This window comes from Bacillus bingmayongensis (assembly GCF_000299035.1).
Lineage (GTDB): Bacteria > Bacillota > Bacilli > Bacillales > Bacillaceae_G > Bacillus_A > Bacillus_A bingmayongensis.
In genome coordinates this window covers 9,402-26,842 of the sequence record NZ_JH921527.1, presented here as the reverse complement: position 1 = coordinate 26,842, position 17,441 = coordinate 9,402, and the positions used below count along the sequence as shown (strand labels likewise).

Below are 17,441 nucleotides of genomic sequence, written 5' to 3'. Positions count from 1 at the left end.
TATTTTTGTAAAGACCTATCTCCTTTAATTTTTTGAATGTGGAAGCTAAAGAAGGTGCCTTATCTGTCGTCAGAACCGTTGGAGACATATATCGATACAATTCTTCAGCAAATAAAGATAACTCTTGTTTTGGATGTGTATTCATAAAAAGCACGTTATTCCTTCTCATTCATATAAGAGAAGGAATAACGTGCTTTTACCTTTAAAAATAGAGCCTAAATGCTTAAGTTGATGGATGTGGGGCGGTACCTCTATTCAACAATCGCGCCCGATTCTTGAACAGTTAAAATTTAAATAAATACAGACATTTTAACCGTTTTGAAGGTATGACCAAAGAAAGATTCACTAAATTCTTCAACATGAGTAAATCCCTGTTTCCGATAAAATAATTCCGCTTGATGATTACCTTTTTCGAGATAGACTACTAATTCATCGCCACTTTGTAATTCATTTATTATTTTTTTTAAAAGAGTGCTGCCTAATCCTTTTGACTGAAATTTAGGATGGACATATATGGAAGAAAGATCATTCTCTTTTTCACTTCGATATAAGTTAGCAAATGCAATAATTTCATTTTCTATTTCTCCTACAAAAAAAACTGTTGTTTCAAGTTTGTGAAGAAGCTGATCTATTGAATAAGCCGTTTTTATATACTTTTCTTGAACTGGAACAGGGATAAGATTTTTATAAGCCTTTTTCCATGATATTTGAGCAACTTGTTGAATTGCAGAAAAGTCAGCTTTCGTAGCCTTCCTTATACTAATACTCATAAATTATCACCTCGCACATAGCCCAGCAACTTCCTTAACTAACACTACTTCTATCTTCTTAAGAAAACCCCTTCTTCCACTATCTGGATCGTTTGTTGAACAAGGAACAATGTATACTTTATACATGCCAGATTAACATAACGTCTCAAAAAGCGGAAGTTAATTACTCACCGACATAAAACAGAATTTGTGCAATACCCGTAAAAAATTCTGGTTCTTGTATAGGAGAATCCTCTTCTATCTCTAAGTATGTTTTAAACCATTCTGATGTCTTCATTCTCCACCTTGCCACTTCCTTACCTCGATAATAAAATTTTGCCCAATCCATTGGTGCTTTCTTTACTGTGAGTTCACAAGAATCAGATTTAATAAGAAGCTCAGGGGATATAACTTGCCAACTTTCATATGTTATAGAATATGTTTTTGAGGTTTTATGGTCTATCAGTGAATATTGTGTTTTACCCCACCTTGGAATTTTCTTCACTTGGTAATGCAGCTGTCCATCATTTGTAAAAACATCAAATTGTACAAAATAATCTCCACTTAAGAAGAAAGAACGTTCAGGTTTAACTAGAAAAACAAAAAGAACTTGTAGCAATCACTACAAGTTCTTTTTAAGGTTAAGGTGAATACAAGGGACAAACAAACCATTTCAACAGGCATATTAGAAAAACTAGGGGTGATACTTTGATAACTTTATTATATAACAAATATTAACATTCGAAGATTTTAATTTTGAAAATTTTGTGAATTAAGAAAGCCAAACGATTTATTATGTCTATATTCTTAAAAAAATCCATTTGTTCATTTTATACAAAATACTTTAAATCAATGTCTATATCATAATAAATTAGTAAAAATGTATGGATAGGTAAATAGAGAAGAATGTGGGATTCTTACCTAATATACTATGATTATATTCATGTTTAATAAATTATAATAATATGAATTTCATGTTATCACTAAATATAATTCTTAAAAACATGTAAAGCACTGACATTCGGACCATTTATTTTTGAAAAAGTTTGAAATTGTATATTTTTTACAAAATATGAGTTATAATTTTTTTGAAGAGCAATCTGTAAGTCCCATTGAAATATGTGGTAAATTTACATGGGATATGAAATGCATATTCGAAAAGAGATAATGCACTAAAAAAGTGTTCTTATCTCCTTTTACTTATAGGATGAAGAAATCAATTGTGGAAAAATTAAACAAACGTTTGTTTAAAATATTTTGGCTATAGATCAATATAAGAGATATGAGGATGATGTGTAGATATAATAAAGTTATTTAATTTTCTTCCTAGAAATAAGGTAACCTTCTATCAGACAATATGATAGAAGGTTATTAAAGTTGTTTAAATTTTACATTTTTCTTTTATTCTTTATATTTTTAGGAATAATAAAGTATAATTTCGGAAGGCGAATCGTTAAACATATCCCCCTATATTTCATATTTTAATTTTTCTAACTCTAATTCAGATATAACTTTGATTCCATTGATTTCTAATAAAGCTGTCGTTACTCCAACTCCATCTCTTTTTTCTCCAATAAACTCACCATTATAAATTTTTTTGCCTCCACACGATGGACTATATTCTTTTAACACTACGTGTGTGATTTTCATTTCTTGTGCTATCTCTAATGTCTTTCTAGCACCATTTATATATAATTCCGTCACGTCATTTCCTGAGCGTTCTATAACTTTTGCCTTACCTACTAAAACATCAAACCCATCTCCACCTAAAATTTCAGCGGGTTCTCTTGGTGTAACAAACCCACCTAATAGCTCTGGACAAGTAGGAATTGCTTTCTTCTCATCAATTAATTTTTGGATTGTATGATTTAAACAAGAAGTGCCATTATATCTTACGGGATTTCCAGCTAAACAAGAACTAACTAAAATCATGCTACACGTCCTATCTAAGCAAATTTAATTATTAATGTTGTCGAAAAAATATTGAAATATTCTTATGTTTATTATACAAGACAAAAATAAAATATGTTATGAACATTCAATTTCACACCATATTTTTAAACAACTATTTAACTTTTTAAAGAACTTTATTATTTTTTAAACAATTTTATTATTCGTAAACACAACATACATGTCCGTCAACTTAAAGGTGGAAATAAACGAGAGCGTAAAAATTCCACTGCTTTTGTATTTAGCCTGAGATTCAGCCCTTCCGGACTGATAAGGACACCTGTTTCTGATTCTAAAATGCCACATAATCGAGCCAGAGAATGACTCGCAGTATCTTGTCCCATCCCAATACATAATGAAGATAGATCTTGTGCCCGAAATTTACTCGTACGTTGAACAAACTGAGTTTGTTTGGCAAGTTCGGTTAATGCTTGTGGTGAAAAGCTACATTGTAATTCCTCTGCAAGTAGTCGAAACACTTGAGAGCTAGAAAATTTTTTCATAGATATTCCTCCACTTTTTCTTAAATTTTATACAATAGAAAGAAAAAGGAAAGAGGGAATCAGGCATGTATCCACTGGGTTCGAAAGAACATCCCATCATCGTAAAGGTTTCGTCTCAAACAAGAGCAGAGAAAGTGGCTGCGATTTGTGAGGCATACAATTTTTACTACATAGTTGGGCTAGAATTCAATGAAGATATATCGGATTTAAAGAAAGCAATCAAAGATTGCTCAAGACCAGCAAATATTTATGAGAATTGTCCATGTAACAGTGGTAAGAAATACAAATTTTGTTGCATGAACAAAGAAATTGAGTTAGATATATAAAAATGAGATACTCCCATTTTTTTTCGTTTTGGGGGTATCTCATTTTAGTTAGCTTGATGGCGATGGGGTACGGAAACATGCCCATCAACTTAAGAAAACAAATCCACCCCAAAACGAAAAAATGAGCTTTTTTATTACAAGTTAGGACAAAATCTCGTTCTGGGGGAGGTGTATTTTCTTAGCTTGATGGCGATGGGGCGGTACCCCTAGATTGATACTATCAGTATGTCCAAGCTTCTTAGATTTTTTGCACTAGAGCCATAAAAACTATGACAAAGTTTATCCGCTTTTCCTTTTTGCCTACTTGTTAAATTCAGCAAGTAAAATATTTTTAAAAGGATCAGGACTATTAGCTCTACCCATACTGTTCAAACTGACGGCCAACGTATGCTTGCCTCCAATTGTACCTCCAGCAAAAGTAACAAACCCTGGAATGCCACCTGAGTGCCCCCATATTGAGACACCGTTGGGAAGCTTATTTTCATAGATTCCAAGACCATATCTGCCGATTTCAGCAATTCCTGTAGGAACTGTAGTAAGCATTTGTTTTAGTTGCTGTTCCTTCAGTAATTTGCCACCGAGCAAGGAAGAGAAAAATTTGTTTAAGTCGTCAGCAGTAGAAATCATATCTCCAGCCGAGCTGCCTATACTGGGGTTAAAATAGGTAACGTCTTTTAGCTCACTTGCCCCTTCTGGTTGGACATAGCCACGGGCATGCTTGGTGCCTGGAATAACGCTTGAATTGCCAGGTAGGAATGTATTCGACAATTCAAGCGGTTCAATAATCCGATTTTCAATCTCTTCCGCATAGCTGTTTCCGGTTACTTTTTCAATAAGGATACCCAGTAATACATATCCTGTGTTTGAATAAGACCAGCCCTTTCCTGGGGAAAAGTCTGGGGGCATCGAAAGTCCAATCTTCACTAGTTCTTCAGCGGTATACGATCTTTTTGTGTCCATAATATCAGCTTCTTTTGACCTTAAGTATTCAGCGATACCACTTGTATGGTTCAATATCTGACGGACAGTAATCTGTTTAGCATCATATCCGTTTCCTTGAATGACACCAGGCAACCATTTTTCGATGGAGTCGTCTAGATTCAGGCGGTTCTCTCCAGCTAATTGAAGTACAACCGTTGCAGTGAACGTCTTCGTTACGCTGCCAATACGAAAGCAAAAATCTGTTTTCATTGGTTTCTTGGTGTTCAGATCCGCTACCCCAACGGCATACCCCCAAGTTTTTCCACCCTCAGAAGTTTTAGCAAGTATCCCCGGGTATCCAAGTTGTAATGTATCCCGCATAGCTTGCTTGACGGAATTACGATCTCGTTGCGTGCTTGTTTGTGACGAACTAGATACATTTTGAGTGGGCTCTGCTTTTACAATTGAGGTTGGTGTTGTGTATAACAGGGAACTTCCAGCTATTAAAAGGGCCAAACTTGCACATGTAATTTGACTACGTGTTTTCATAAGGCATTCCTCTCCTCTATTCATATTGTATAGGTGGTTGCTTGCTGTTTCATACTAACCATACAGCTATCATCTCTACCAATGACAAAAGGTCAACATTGAATTCGTAATCATCTTCATAATGATTATTTTTACAAACACCATTCTGTCCTATTTTTGTTAGCACCACTTAACCTTAACAAAACTTCGCAACAGAACCAAACTTTATTATAAAGCTACAGTATTGGTCTTTATCTTGTCTTTCTTGCATTATTTTTTAGGATGGACCGTACCATTCGAGTAATAATCCACCATATACTCCCATGTATACTTACCATAAGTAGTAGTCATATCCAAGTATCTTATACCATTAGCACCAGGAGATCCCATATAGTAAGTAAATGGATAGGATTTAGATGCTAACTCTTCTTTAAATGTTGTTTCATAATCAATTAATCTATTATATTTTGTAATATTAGTTGTAGTAGTACCGGCAATTTTCTCATCGTACTCCATATCCACTCCAATAGTTCCTATTCTCTTATTTACATAAGCTTGTGGAAGGATATAGCTTCCGTCTGTATAGGAAAGTGTTCCATTTATCATGCTTTTTTTAACAACTTTTAGTAAGTAATCGGGTTTGTTCAGAACTGTACCATTTTGTTGGGTATCGCCATGAAAATACCAATTAGGCTGTAGAAGCACTACATCAAAAAGATTGGTTTGATTGGTTACCCAAGCTACTCTTCTTAAAATATCAGTATCTGTATCAACATAAGGAGCCCATGCTAATTTTTTGTATCCGTTTGTGGAAGAAGAAGCCCATGTATCAAGCGCTTTAAATAGCTGGACAGTCACATTAGAGTTCATACTATTATTTAATTTACTCCAATAATCTCCAGTATATACTGTAGCTTTAGTACCATTTGGATCAGCAGTATCTTTATAAACATGTTCAACATTAACGTAAATACCTACTATATTGTTTGTCCAGATTACACTACCTAATTCGGTTTTGAATTTTTCTAGTTCTGCGGTAAGAGGGTCAGATTTAAAATCTGTACTGTTTGAACCTCTATGTAAAGTCCCTAACCAAATTTTTGCACTACTATCTTTTGCTATGATTTTTTTGATTAAATCTAATTTTAATTTGTAATCAGTATCATCATGAACAGAAATTTTCGGTGATAAAACAATAAACTGGTTGGCTCCTTTCATGAGATTCGTAAGCTCAGTATCTTTATATGTGTTATAAGTGGTAGAAGCAGCAGGATCAATTTTTCCAGCATACATAAGAACCGATTTCATAGATGGACCAAACGTAGTTGCTGCCTCTACGTGATTAGTTGCCCCAAATAAAGATGGCAGCAATAAAGCTGCGGCAGTTACAGTAGGTAACAGAAACCTTCTTAATTCCCTAATCATACATTTCCCCCTATTTTAGTTGAATTTTGTATCTTTAGGGGTTATGACAACGATTTATTCTTTTTCGGGCCACTTGCAAAAAAATTTCAAATATATGATAAAACAATAACTTTAAGGCAATTAGATTTGAAGTTTTCAAGGAAATCTTCTTGAAGTGTGTCCCGTAAATTTATTTTTAGCAGTATTTACAAGTATTCTGTAAACAAACCTTGTTAAATTCTTCTTAAAAAGTTAACGGAACTCTAATTCTGATAACTAAAATAATGAGTGGCTCCAAAAAGTAGTAATTTTTTCCGTACCCCTAATAGAGAATACTATCTGTGCATTATCCTGGAAACATAGGATCTTTAATCGCATACTCTTTTGGCGGTTCTGCTTCCATTAGATTTCGTATAAAATAGTCCCATCGTCGACGTATAAAGTAAACATCTTCCGAAATCCCATGATGCCGATTAGGAAGAATCAGCAGGTCAAAGTCTTTGTTTTCTTTAATCAAAGCATTTGCCATTCGCATGGTTAAAGCGGGATGGACATTATCATCCAGGTCTCCTGTCACCAAAAGTAATTTTCCATTTAGGTTCTTAACCAATTTTGTGTTATCTTGTTCACGGTATAGTTCTGAATTGAAAAGTCCTTGAAAACGTTCTCCCCAAGCCGCTAGGTATAAGCGTTGATCATGGTTCCCGCACCCTGATACTGCTACCTTATATACATCCGGATAAGTCAGTATAGCTCGAGCAGCTGCATAACCTCCTCCAGACTCACCGTAAATACCTACTTTCTTTGAATCTAGAAAAGGATACTGCTCTGCAAGCTGCTTAATAGCTACTACATGATCTTCAAGCCCTGCAGACCATTCCAGTCTCTCGTTAGAAAAATCATGAAATTCCTTTGACCTATAAGGAGTACCTCTTCCGTCCATTAGAATAACAGCAAAACCAAGCTGTGCAAAAGATTGAGCACCGCCCACTTGATCAACTGGTAGCCCTAATGCATACTCTCCCCCCCAAGTAAATTCTTTCGGTGTGCGAGTTATTTGAGGGCCCCCATAAATATAATCTAGGATGGGATATTTACAACCTTTGTTTATTTTTGCAGGAGGAATCAGTATTCCGTACAAATCCGTTATCCCGTCGGCAGCCTTGACAGTGAAACGCTTTGGAATTTGATATCCATTTGATAAGAGAAGTTGAATATCAGCTTGCTCTAATGTACAAATTAATTTTCCATCTGTTGAACGTAAAACTGATTTAGGTGGCATATCTACACGCGAAAAAGTATCTATAAAAAAACAATAATCAGGAGAAACAGACACGTTATGCTCGGCATTCTCCGGGGTAAGGAGCACTAAGTTTGATCCATCTAGCCGAGCTCGATAAAGGTGCTGAAAATAAGGATCACGTTCCGGTTCTCGGCCACCTGCAGTAAAATACACCCATCCTTCTTTTTCATCAACACCAATGAGTCGACGGACTGTCCAAGGTCCAGAGGTAATTCTATTTTTTAGTCTTCCTGTACGACTATCATAAAGATAAAGGTGTGACCAGCCGTCGCGCTCGGAATGCCAAATAAAAGAATTATCATGGCATAACCATTGGACATTTATACGCCCTTCGCCACTTTTAAGGTTGTAGAGGTCGGTAAATAGGAAAGTCTCACTCGTCTCCTCTAACAAAGCTTGAGTTTCACCAGTTTTTGCATGAGCGGCAACAAATTGCATAGATCGATAATCGCGAGACATTTTTGTGAAATAAACAAAGCCGCTGTCGTTTGTCCAATAAGCTGTTTGACAACCAGGGCTTAACGGTGACAAATGTCCAATAATCATAGGTTCTGTATCCAATTGAATCATCGATTGCTGTTCAATATCGCAAATTATAAATTGGGCTAATGGAAGGTGTTTATCTCCGACTAGCGGATAGCGATACGAATGGATGACGGGCGGCTTTGCTTCTTCAGAAGGAACTGATTGCAGAAGGGACATTTTTCGTACCTTGCGTTGATCAAGTCGGTGCGTCAAGATTTGTTTGGAATCCGGTGACCACAGTGCTGCTGGTGGAATCTTTTGGTTATACAATCGTTTAAAGACAGCGGAAGTTTCTGTCTCCGGCGGAGTGCCATAATCATAGTATCGCTTACCATCATGAGTCAGTTGGATGATTTGTCCTGTTTCTAAAGAGCGTACAAATAAATTATATCCCTTGATAAACGCAGACCAGCGCCCGTCAGGGGATCGAAGTTCATGCGCAGGCACTTCTTTAGCCCTGATTTGTTTGCACTGATATTCAGTTAAATCGCAAATCCACGTGGATTCATCTGCTTCAAATTGAATAGCCTTCTCTTCATTGACATAAGTAAAGAAATTGAAGGGAAGGTTATCTGGATCGAACTGACGGTTCATTGCATTGGAGAGAGATTCTGCAAGCCTAGCATGATCGAAAGCAGGTTCTTTAGTATTTGACCATGGATTAACTATTACAAATTGCTTGCCGCGTCCGCTTTCTTTTCGTATATCCCTTTGATACCAAAAGCGGCTTCCTTTATCTAGCCAATTAGGAAAAACCTTGCCGTTAAATACATCTTTTATAGCGTTCCAAGAAAGCAGGCGCTCTGCTTTCTTATACTGTTCATAGGTTACTGATAATGACATGCCTATCACTCCTTTAACTATTTAAAACATCCGCTCTAGTGCACTAGAAACATAGAACCATTCATTTTTCTCATATTCAAGTACTTACATAAAATACCAATCTAAACAGCTTATAGGTGAATTCTTCTTATTTTGGACAGACCTTACATGTTCTTTGCACCTACTTTTTCATTACATGCATCATTTCAAGCCATTTGACATGTAAGTATCATGATGTACAAGTCTTTTAGATTTCTTTGATATTAGCAGGGTTTTTTAATCTTACATTTATTTGTAAGATTTTTAAATGCTCTTTCATGTAAGATAACATCATCTTACAATGTTGCTCTTTCCCCAAACTTTCATTTATCTTACAATAACCTTACAAAAGGAAAATTTTAGTTTTAAGCAAGGTTTTAATTAGTGGAAACGGGGGGAGAGAAAGTGGAGAGAACGATTATAATCGTTGATGATGAGCTTGAAATCATAGAGATACTAAGACTTTTTTTGGAAATGGAAGGCTTTTCGATACTGAAAGCGCGTGATGGTAAATCAGCTTTAAACCTTATACAGAAATTCAAAGTTGATCTAGCTATTATTGACATTATGATGCCCAATATTAATGGATACGAATTGATTAAAATAGTTCGGAAAGAATACAAAATGCCTATTATTATTCTTTCTGCTAAAAATCAGGAAATGGATAAAATTATGGGATTAGGACTAGGAGCAGATGATTTTATATCGAAACCATTCAGCTTGTTGGAGGTATTAGCACGAATCCAAGCTCAACTTCGAAGAACATATGATTTTAATGTTAGCTCGTTAAATCAAGAGTGATCTCAAACGTGCTTTGATGACCTGGTGTTGGATCATCGCTTTTGTGTTCTTTATAAGCAAGGACGCGAAATTAAACTTAGCGCTCTAGAGTATAAATTATTGAAGTTATTTATGGGGGAGCCAGGTCGTATTTTTACCAAAAAGCAAATCTTTGGTTCTGGTGCAAAAATCATTTGATAGAGGCATAGAAACCTGCATAGACTGTTCAATGGTAGATTATGATGCAATTCCAAATAATTTATGTATGAATCTAACTTCATTTTGGGCAGACTTCACCTGTAAATGAAGTTGTCCTTTTTTCATCATATGCATGGCTTCAACGCCACTCAATATAGAAGTGGCTGTTTCATATGACTTGAATCCTAACATAGAACGTACACGTTTCTTAATGAAACGGTGATCTTGTTCCACTATATTATTGAGATATTTAACTTGCCTTAGTTGTATGCCTTCAGGCATACGTTTCTCTTCTTTTAATTCTTGAATTGCTACAGCATAGGCAGGGTTCTTATCAACGGTTCTGGTGCAAATATGATTTGTTAGAAACATAGAACCTCAATATCTTTTTCATCCATGAATTATGATGCTAATCCAAACAACTTATGTATGAACTCAACTTCATTTTGGGCAGACTTCACCCCTTGGTGAACTTGTCCCTTTTTCATCATATGCATGGCTTCGATACCACTTATCATCCAAGAGGCTGTTCGAAAGGATTTTAATCCTAACATCGAACGAACTCGCTTCTTTATAAAACGATGATCTTGTTCTATGATATTGTTAAGATATTTCACTTGCCTGGTTTGTATACCTTCAGGCATACGCTTCTCCTCTTTTAACTCCTGAATGGCTACAGGATAAGCTGGGTTTTTATCCACTGTTATGAAACGTGGTCTGGAAACATACGAAAAAGCCAAGGCTTTCTTGAGAAAGCGCTTGGCTGCTTGTTTATCTCTTGATTCACTTAGATAAAAATCAATGGTATTTCCTTCGGAATCTACTGCACGATACAAGTACATCCATTGACCCTTTACTTTGATATACGTTTCATCGACTCTCCAGGAGTCATTTGTTAACTTAAGATGACGCCGTACCCTTTCCTCTAATTCAGGCCCATATTGATGAACCCAACGCATAATCGTTGTGTGAGCCATGGATAAGCCGCGTTCCTCCATCATTTCCACCAAATCACGAAAACTGAGGTTGTACCGTAGGTACCATCTCACGGTTAATAAAATAATATCAGGCTGATAATGCTTCCATTTGAACAAATTTTGGTTTTCCATACTGATCACATCCCTTTTTTAGAGTACTAGTATCAGTATGTCCAAGATTTGGAGATTAATTGCAATTATCTTGAAGTTTTTGCACCAGAGCCACAGATACTGCAAAGATAGTCGTCGTTCCTAATAAGAAGTACATAAAAAGCCTCCATATTTTTATACATCGAGCTTTATTACCAGATGGACTTTTTAATACAGTTAACCCCAAGGAGATAATACTATCTCATGACAGGATAATTAATTTAAATTATTAAATTATGGTGTCATTTCTTGAAAATATTTATAGTCGTGAATAGCTTCACCATTATAGCCAAGTCTATAGTGAAGAGTATTTGCGTAATAACTGTCAACAGTCGCTAACTCCGTATTCATCTTTGTTTCTGTTTCTCCAAAAAAAGTAGTATAAGTTTCCGTTAACGGCTTCGTTTCTATAGCGATAATGCAATGTTTTCCAACGGATTGGGCATAGTTTACTTCATCCTTTGAAACACCAACAATTGAATTGTTCCCTAATGGATCCGCAACATCACGATATGCCATAATCACTACGCCCTCACCAACAGCATCGATCACGTGATAAGCTAGTTTCTTAGATATCCCATCATACGTGATATTAGCATAATCTGTTCCATCCCACCAAAAAGGAATGGCTACAGCAAATGGAATTTTCGGGGTTTGCAAATTAGCTTTTTCGTTCAGATTCTTAATTAAGTTTAGGTAGTTTTTAATGATGTTCCCACGGGCTATTGTATCCTTCCATTGTGTTAACAAATATGGTTCAATATCGAATTGAATACCATCAAATTTTTTGTCAGATGTAACTCTGTTGTTGTAATCGTATATGTTTTGCATACGACTAAGGGCTACACCTGGGTTTTCTCCCCATGATGGCTCACCGTCAAGTGCATACACTTTTATGCTCTGTTTACCGGCTTCTAGATTCAGCATTTCGTATTTATAGGGATTAGTGACAAGGTAATTTCCTGTCATCACATAAATTACATTGATTCCCTTTTGTAAGGCAAAATTGATTAAATGTGTCCGTCCATCCGCAGTGTTAATCACATCTTCAGCATTCCACACATACATTGCTTTATCTTTACCTGAAGGTGTTTTTGCTAGAGTAGGAGATGCACTCATCAATCCACACAGGACGATGAATAAAACAATCCACCCTATCTGTTTCGTAAAAATTCCATGAATCATGGTTACATTACTAGTATTATCCATCTCATATACCCCCTTAATAAAAATTCTCACCCTTTACCTTACCTCGAACTCTTCAAAAATTACTTTTGCAATTCGGCCAGTTACAATAGGACTTTTTCCTAAAATGACCTTTATTAATTTCCGTAATTTTAGATGGTACGAGGAAAACACAACAACACCTAAATTTCTATCTTTTATAAATCTAGAATACGTATGAAAGCCAACGGTAAATTCTCCTGTCCAAATTACGTTGTGTGCAAGTTTTTTACCAACCAAGCCGCATTCTCTCGTTGAAAAATGCGGCTGTTCCAAAAAATAGTTCTTTGTTTTTAATCAATCGTGCATAGTTGAATTGGACGTAAATTACAAAAAAGTTTATTCGTTATTCCTCAATTGCCCGTTGGTTTAAGAATTTTTTCATTATACATGTTGAACTAACGTCCCATTGTAGGTGTTAATGGGCGACCGGCAAGTGCCTACTTTCATACCAAGATAATTATAATGACTTTTTATATTCATAATGGTTTGATGATGTGTAACTTCATCAATTAACTGATCTATTTTATGAAGGTTAATTGGTTTATTTATTAACAAGTCATTGAAAGCCTGCTTGATTTCTTGGGGATAAACATTTCCTACCATACTAGAAAGCCCATTACATCCATTATTTATCTTTGCTGTGAAATTGACATCTCCTCCAGCAAACATAATGAAATCATCAGGTAGACTTGTATTTTTATGACGATTAATATCGCCCTCCTCTTTAAGTCCAAGAAGGTTAGAGTGTTGAGTAATAAGGTCATTAAGGGATTCAGCACTCAGGTCAAAGCCAGTTCGAGAAGGATTATTATAAAGCACAACTTTTTTAGTTGTATGCTTAAGCAATTCATTAACATAGAGAATCGCTTGCTGCTGAGTTGGTTGAATATAGGGTGGAAAACCAATTAGAATGTAAACGTCAAGTAACTCCAAAATATACAATAAAAGTTGATTTTGGAGTTATTTTTTGTTTGCTTCACTTTTTTTCGGCACTCTACAGCTAGATGGTAAATCCTTTGACCACGGCAAGACTTTATCAATTTCTTCTTTATTGTTTAAATTGATGTTGGGAAGTGTTTCAAACAAATAACGAAGATAATAATAGGGACTTAGATTGTTCTCTTTTGTGGTTTCCACCACACTATACATGATCGCACTTCCTCTAGCACCTCGCGGTGTATTTGAGAACATCCAATTTTTTCTCCCGATTACAAACGGTTTAATAGAACGTTCACTTCTATTGTTATCAATTTCTAAATGACCGTCTAATAAAAAGGCTTTAAGATGCTTCCATTGATTCAAACAATAATTGATGGCTTTTCCTAGCGCACTTTTTGGTAAAACACGATCTTTCTGTTCATGAAGCCATGCCGAAAAAAGGTCCAGAATGGGCCTGCTTTTTTCAAGTCTCTGCCTATATCGCTCGGTAGGCTTGACGTGTTTGAGCTTCCTTTCAATCGAATAGAGTTGATTACAGAAGTGTAAGCCTTCGCTCGCCTTCACTTTTTTCCCCTTCTGTGATTCAGGTAAAGCTTTTAAGGCTTCATCAAACTTTCGTCTCGCATGCGCCCAACATCCGACAAGGGTGACATCCGGTACTTGATGATACCCACTATATCCATCTACCTGTAAATATCCTTCAAAACCAGTTAAAAAACGTTTCGGATGTTCGCCTGCTCTTGTAGGTTGATAGTCATAGAGGACAATAGGGATATCCTCTCGTCCTGTACGATATAGCCACAGATAGGACTTCGTTGTTGCGGTCCGCCCAGGTTCGCGTAAAACTTGGAAGGTTGTTTCGTCCGCATGAAGAATGGTTCGAGTAAGTAGGTGTTCATGCATCCTTTCATACAAAGTCACTAACCATCGATCAGCCCCATATAATAACCAATTTCCCATCGTTTGTCGTGATAAGAAGATCCCCATTCGTTCAAAATGTTTTTCCTGACGATAAAGAGGCAATCCCTCTACATATTTTTGTGTCATAATGTAGGCCATAATCGATGGAGAAGCGATACTTTTAGGAAAGGCGGGAGCTGGCATCTTGGCCGTTACAATCGGTGTAGATACCTCGTCTAATTCACACTTACGACAAGCGTATACATATCTCTTATGTTCTGTTACTTTTACTTCCGCAGGAACAATCGTCAGTTCCTTTCGGACTTCTACACTCATCTCATGCAAAGCACCACCACAACACGAACAAGCCTGTTCCTCATCAAGTAAACGATATTCAACCGTTTCAATCGGAAGGTTTTGGACAGACTCATCCCTATGACCGCGTTTCTTTTTACGACGATAGGTAATCGTTTCAACAGCTGGTTCGGGGGTTTCAGAATCACTTTCTTTCTCAGCCTCATTAAACAGTTCTAAAGCGATTTGATTATTAGGTGTTTTTTCGCTAGACGTACCAAACTGTTTTTGTTGACTCAGACGAAATTGTTCTTCATACCATCTCACTTTTGCCGTGAGTTCCTCTACTTGAGCTTGAAGTGATTCAATTGTGGGTTGGTTTGAATGTGAGAGTGTTGTTTTCATAGATAAATCCATTCGACAAAATTATCCAAATTCCTTTTACATATATGATTTTTATAGAATGGATCTCACATGTACGGCTTGATGCCCTTGTTTTTGTTGAAAAGAAAATCCATCAAGAAGCCATCTCAATTGTCGTCTTGATATAGTAAGTGGCACACCCCTATGCTCAGTTGGCCAGTAAAACGTTCCCTTTTCCAATCTACGATAGTGCAACCAGAAACCATTATGTTCCCAAACCAGAATTTTTAGCTTATCGCGTGAGCGATTGCAAAAAACAAATAAACAGGAAGAAAAGAGATCTAACTCAAATTCTTCGTTTACAATAGCCGCTAGTCCATCAATTGATTTACGTAAATCTGTTGCCCCTTGTGCAAGATATACTTTTTCAATTGCGATTTCTGACATCATTGTTGTTTCACCGCCTGCATCACTTGTAAGAGCACTTGCGGAGTAAAAGGCACATCTAATTCAATGGTTGCTTCTTGCATGTGAATTCGAATCGTAGCATGTATGTTTTCTTCTACGTCAGGGACATTCATAGAAAGCCAATTCACACGCTCATTTACATTTTGCTCTTCCGTTTCAGGCGATAATTTTTGCAGCCAGTAATATAGCCGATGAACCGGTAGGTTCTGTTTTTGACACCAGGCAACTTTTGATAATCCACTGTTTTTATAGTCTTGAATATAAGTTTCCCATTCTTTCTTTAATCGGTGTCTTTCCATAAAAAAACCTCCACATAAAGTATGTAAGGAGATTATCTCATGGGTTATTTACAAATAGTAGGTGGGGAATATTTGACGTTTACAAATAAACTTAACTTTCGTCCAGTCGAGCTAAAATAGGAACCTATTATATTTCTCGATAGGTTCCTTCATTAAATGGAAAAATTTTCAGGTGTGGCGGGTTATTCTTTGAATCGTTTCCGTACCCCTATATGTTTAATTGAAAAATAGTTTTGTCATAACCTTACCAACGTAAAATTCCGTCTGCACTACATGAAGTACCAACACATTCTAAATATAATCGGTAGTAACCTGAAGAAGGAGCTATTAGTGTTATACCTAAATCTCCTGTAGGAGTCATGGTCCGACCAAAAACTGTATTGCCTGTTCCATTATTTTTTACATATACTTGAACTGGGTTGCGATTGTTCGTTCGATGACTATATCCTAAATAAAATTTAGTTCCACCTTTTAAATATACTAAGGAAGTTGATTTCAATCTTTGACCATAACTAATATTAACCGCTTTAGTAGCTGCAAATCCCTCAGTGGAAAATGATAAAAATGCAATTATTGCTGTGAATACACCTACGTAATATTTAAATCTTCTTTTCAATGAGACCACATCCTTTGAAATTAGATTTTATTACATTCATAAATATTGGATGGATGGTATTATATCCCCTTCCTGATTTTTATTTTTTCAAATAAGTGTTGCTGTTATATATTTGTTTTTCCTGTTGTTTATTTACAATAAAGTTATTTAAGTTGTGAAATGTATATTTTAAAACTTAATCTAGGTCTTATTTGGAATATTTCGCTGTAATAACCAAATATCAGGAGGAAACAACCAAATAAGTAAATTAACATAAAAATTTCATAATTTAGAAATATTTATCTGTTTTATTTATAATAAGGAAGTAATAAATAAAATAGATACTTCTATTGGAAGAAAGGTGATAATGTGCAGGGAATTCGAATTGAAGAGATATATCAGGAAATATTAGATGGAAAAAGAAAAATATTCCCTCCTAATACATGGAATGAAGATATCAATCGTGAGTTATCAAAGCGGGTAACTAGATATTTAATTGAGGATGTTTTGAACTGGGGAGGGGAAGATATAAAAAGACAATGGAACAAGAAGCTAATTAAAAAGTATAAATTGGGAGGAGTTTTGGGCATTGTATATCAAGCTAGCCCCTATACAATGTTAAATGACTTATATCCAGGAAGGTTTAAAGAATGGGAATTCCAGAAATCTTCAGTTCCCGCAAACTTTTGGACAAAAGAAAAAGGATTAGAAGTTTTACGATGGACGATAGAAGAAAAAGAAAAATTAACAACAGAACAATTGTTACAAGTATATAGCAAAAAGTGGTTGATTAAAAATAAATTAGAAAGACCTTCCAGAGTATATTGGGGTTCTAGCCCGTATGCAATGCTGAATGATTTATATCCAGGAAGATTTAAAGAATGGGAATTACAGGAGACCCCCCTAAATTTTTGGACAAAAGAACAAGGATTAGAAGCCTTACGATGGACGATAGAAGAAAAAGAAAAATTAACAACAGAACAATTGTTACAAGTATATAGCAAAAAGTGGTTGATTAAAAATAAATTAGAAAGACCTTCCAGAGTATATTGGGGTTCTAGCCCATATGCAATGCTGAATGATTTATATCCAGGAAGATTTAAAGAATGGGAATTACAGATGACACCTATAAATTTTTGGACTAGAGAAAAGAGTTTAGAAGTTTTACGATGGACGATAGA

At 35.7% G+C, this 17,441-nt stretch carries 17 protein-coding genes and 3 pseudogenes; 3 read left to right on the top strand and 17 right to left on the bottom strand.

From position 1 onward, the window contains the following. The 5 genes and pseudogenes from Y7E_RS35120 to Y7E_RS0128065 all read right to left on the bottom strand — a co-directional run. Window positions 1-88, bottom strand: a pseudogene (locus Y7E_RS35120) (IS6 family transposase); the annotation flags it as partial. A 202-nt stretch (window positions 89-290) separates the two neighbouring features. Further along, the gene (locus tag Y7E_RS0128080) at window positions 291-770 is read right to left on the bottom strand and encodes a GNAT family N-acetyltransferase (RefSeq protein WP_017154503.1); all 480 of its coding nucleotides are present in this window, start codon (window positions 768-770) and stop codon (window positions 291-293) included. Between the two features lie 163 nt (window positions 771-933). Beyond that, window positions 934-1,368 (bottom strand): tubby C-terminal domain-like protein, encoded by a 435-nt coding sequence (locus tag Y7E_RS0128075; RefSeq protein WP_017154502.1) that lies wholly within the window; start codon window positions 1,366-1,368, stop codon window positions 934-936. An 848-nt stretch (window positions 1,369-2,216) separates the two neighbouring features. Next, complete coding sequence (locus Y7E_RS0128070; protein WP_017154501.1) at window positions 2,217-2,681, bottom strand: 2-thiouracil desulfurase family protein; 465 nt, start codon at window positions 2,679-2,681, stop codon at window positions 2,217-2,219. A 206-nt stretch (window positions 2,682-2,887) separates the two neighbouring features. After that, window positions 2,888-3,202 carry a hypothetical protein gene (locus Y7E_RS0128065; RefSeq protein WP_017154500.1) on the bottom strand — a complete coding sequence of 105 codons (315 nt, stop codon included), beginning with the start codon at window positions 3,200-3,202 and terminating at the stop codon, window positions 2,888-2,890. A gap of 65 nt (window positions 3,203-3,267) precedes the next feature. Between Y7E_RS0128065 and Y7E_RS0128060 the strand changes: the two genes are divergently transcribed. Next, window positions 3,268-3,528, top strand: a complete 261-nt coding sequence (locus Y7E_RS0128060; RefSeq protein ID WP_000283313.1) for an SEC-C metal-binding domain-containing protein — start codon at window positions 3,268-3,270, stop codon at window positions 3,526-3,528. A 300-nt stretch (window positions 3,529-3,828) separates the two neighbouring features. Here Y7E_RS0128060 and Y7E_RS0128055 read toward each other — a convergent pair whose 3' ends face one another. The 3 genes from Y7E_RS0128055 to Y7E_RS0128045 all read right to left on the bottom strand — a co-directional run bounded on the left by Y7E_RS0128055 (window position 3,829) and on the right by Y7E_RS0128045 (window position 9,052). Beyond that, window positions 3,829-4,998, bottom strand: coding sequence for a serine hydrolase domain-containing protein (locus Y7E_RS0128055; RefSeq protein WP_017154499.1), 1,170 nt, complete (start codon window positions 4,996-4,998; stop codon window positions 3,829-3,831). Window positions 4,999-5,247: 249 nt separating this feature from the next. Beyond that, window positions 5,248-6,402, bottom strand: coding sequence for a hypothetical protein (locus Y7E_RS0128050; protein ID WP_017154498.1), 1,155 nt, complete (start codon window positions 6,400-6,402; stop codon window positions 5,248-5,250). A 325-nt stretch (window positions 6,403-6,727) separates the two neighbouring features. Beyond that, window positions 6,728-9,052, bottom strand: coding sequence for a S9 family peptidase (locus Y7E_RS0128045; protein WP_017154497.1), 2,325 nt, complete (start codon window positions 9,050-9,052; stop codon window positions 6,728-6,730). A 423-nt stretch (window positions 9,053-9,475) separates the two neighbouring features. On the opposite strand from Y7E_RS0128045, the gene Y7E_RS30560 reads away from it, so the two are divergent. Further along, the gene (locus Y7E_RS30560; RefSeq protein ID WP_017154496.1) at window positions 9,476-9,871 is read left to right on the top strand and encodes a response regulator transcription factor; all 396 of its coding nucleotides are present in this window, start codon (window positions 9,476-9,478) and stop codon (window positions 9,869-9,871) included. Between the two features lie 216 nt (window positions 9,872-10,087). Here Y7E_RS30560 and Y7E_RS0128035 read toward each other — a convergent pair. From Y7E_RS0128035 to Y7E_RS0127990, 9 genes and pseudogenes are all read right to left on the bottom strand, one after another. After that, window positions 10,088-10,390: pseudogene (locus tag Y7E_RS0128035) on the bottom strand (DDE-type integrase/transposase/recombinase); the annotation flags it as partial. A gap of 59 nt (window positions 10,391-10,449) precedes the next feature. Next, entirely contained in the window at window positions 10,450-11,157 is a 708-nt protein-coding gene (locus tag Y7E_RS0128030) for an IS6 family transposase (protein ID WP_017154493.1), read from the bottom strand. 252 nt (window positions 11,158-11,409) lie between these two features. Continuing rightward, on the bottom strand, window positions 11,410-12,384 hold the full coding sequence (locus Y7E_RS0128025) for a hypothetical protein (protein WP_017154492.1): 975 nt from the start codon (window positions 12,382-12,384) through the stop codon (window positions 11,410-11,412). A gap of 33 nt (window positions 12,385-12,417) precedes the next feature. After that, the gene (locus tag Y7E_RS0128020) at window positions 12,418-12,639 is read right to left on the bottom strand and encodes a hypothetical protein (RefSeq protein ID WP_017154491.1); all 222 of its coding nucleotides are present in this window, start codon (window positions 12,637-12,639) and stop codon (window positions 12,418-12,420) included. Window positions 12,640-12,783: 144 nt separating this feature from the next. Continuing rightward, window positions 12,784-13,314 (bottom strand): annotated as a pseudogene (locus tag Y7E_RS30555) (dihydrodipicolinate synthase family protein); the annotation flags it as partial. A 48-nt stretch (window positions 13,315-13,362) separates the two neighbouring features. Next, window positions 13,363-14,952, bottom strand: a complete 1,590-nt coding sequence (tnpC, locus tag Y7E_RS0128010) for an IS66 family transposase (RefSeq protein WP_017154489.1) — start codon at window positions 14,950-14,952, stop codon at window positions 13,363-13,365. Between the two features lie 39 nt (window positions 14,953-14,991). Then, complete coding sequence (gene tnpB / locus Y7E_RS0128005; RefSeq protein ID WP_017154488.1) at window positions 14,992-15,348, bottom strand: IS66 family insertion sequence element accessory protein TnpB; 357 nt, start codon at window positions 15,346-15,348, stop codon at window positions 14,992-14,994. Continuing rightward, window positions 15,345-15,665, bottom strand: coding sequence for an IS66 family insertion sequence element accessory protein TnpA (tnpA, locus tag Y7E_RS0128000; protein ID WP_017154486.1), 321 nt, complete (start codon window positions 15,663-15,665; stop codon window positions 15,345-15,347). Before tnpA ends, tnpB begins: the two co-directional genes overlap by 4 nt. A 244-nt stretch (window positions 15,666-15,909) precedes the next feature. Next, on the bottom strand, window positions 15,910-16,290 hold the full coding sequence (locus Y7E_RS0127990) for a hypothetical protein (protein ID WP_034279185.1): 381 nt from the start codon (window positions 16,288-16,290) through the stop codon (window positions 15,910-15,912). 339 nt (window positions 16,291-16,629) lie between these two features. Between Y7E_RS0127990 and Y7E_RS30550 the strand changes: the two genes are divergently transcribed. Further along, window positions 16,630-17,441 (top strand): DUF4046 domain-containing protein (locus Y7E_RS30550; RefSeq protein ID WP_034279188.1); only part of this gene is annotated, 812 nt, incomplete at its 3' end.

Excerpts from the sequence above, each read along its gene's own strand:
- Y7E_RS0128080 (WP_017154503.1), bottom strand. The coding sequence starts at position 770 with ATGAGTATTAGTATAAGGAAGGCTACGAAAGCTGACTTTTCTGCAATT.
- Y7E_RS0128070 (WP_017154501.1), bottom strand. The coding sequence starts at position 2,681 with ATGATTTTAGTTAGTTCTTGTTTAGCTGGAAATCCCGTAAGATATAAT.
- Y7E_RS0128065 (WP_017154500.1), bottom strand. The coding sequence starts at position 3,202 with ATGAAAAAATTTTCTAGCTCTCAAGTGTTTCGACTACTTGCAGAGGAA.
- Y7E_RS0128060 (WP_000283313.1), top strand. The coding sequence starts at position 3,268 with ATGTATCCACTGGGTTCGAAAGAACATCCCATCATCGTAAAGGTTTCG.
- Y7E_RS0128055 (WP_017154499.1), bottom strand. The coding sequence starts at position 4,998 with ATGAAAACACGTAGTCAAATTACATGTGCAAGTTTGGCCCTTTTAATA.
- Y7E_RS0128050 (WP_017154498.1), bottom strand. The coding sequence starts at position 6,402 with ATGATTAGGGAATTAAGAAGGTTTCTGTTACCTACTGTAACTGCCGCA.
- Y7E_RS0128045 (WP_017154497.1), bottom strand. The coding sequence starts at position 9,052 with ATGTCATTATCAGTAACCTATGAACAGTATAAGAAAGCAGAGCGCCTG.
- Y7E_RS0128030 (WP_017154493.1), bottom strand. The coding sequence starts at position 11,157 with ATGGAAAACCAAAATTTGTTCAAATGGAAGCATTATCAGCCTGATATT.
- Y7E_RS0128025 (WP_017154492.1), bottom strand. The coding sequence starts at position 12,384 with ATGGATAATACTAGTAATGTAACCATGATTCATGGAATTTTTACGAAA.
- tnpC (WP_017154489.1), bottom strand. The coding sequence starts at position 14,952 with ATGGATTTATCTATGAAAACAACACTCTCACATTCAAACCAACCCACA.
- tnpB (WP_017154488.1), bottom strand. The coding sequence starts at position 15,348 with ATGATGTCAGAAATCGCAATTGAAAAAGTATATCTTGCACAAGGGGCA.
- tnpA (WP_017154486.1), bottom strand. The coding sequence starts at position 15,665 with ATGGAAAGACACCGATTAAAGAAAGAATGGGAAACTTATATTCAAGAC.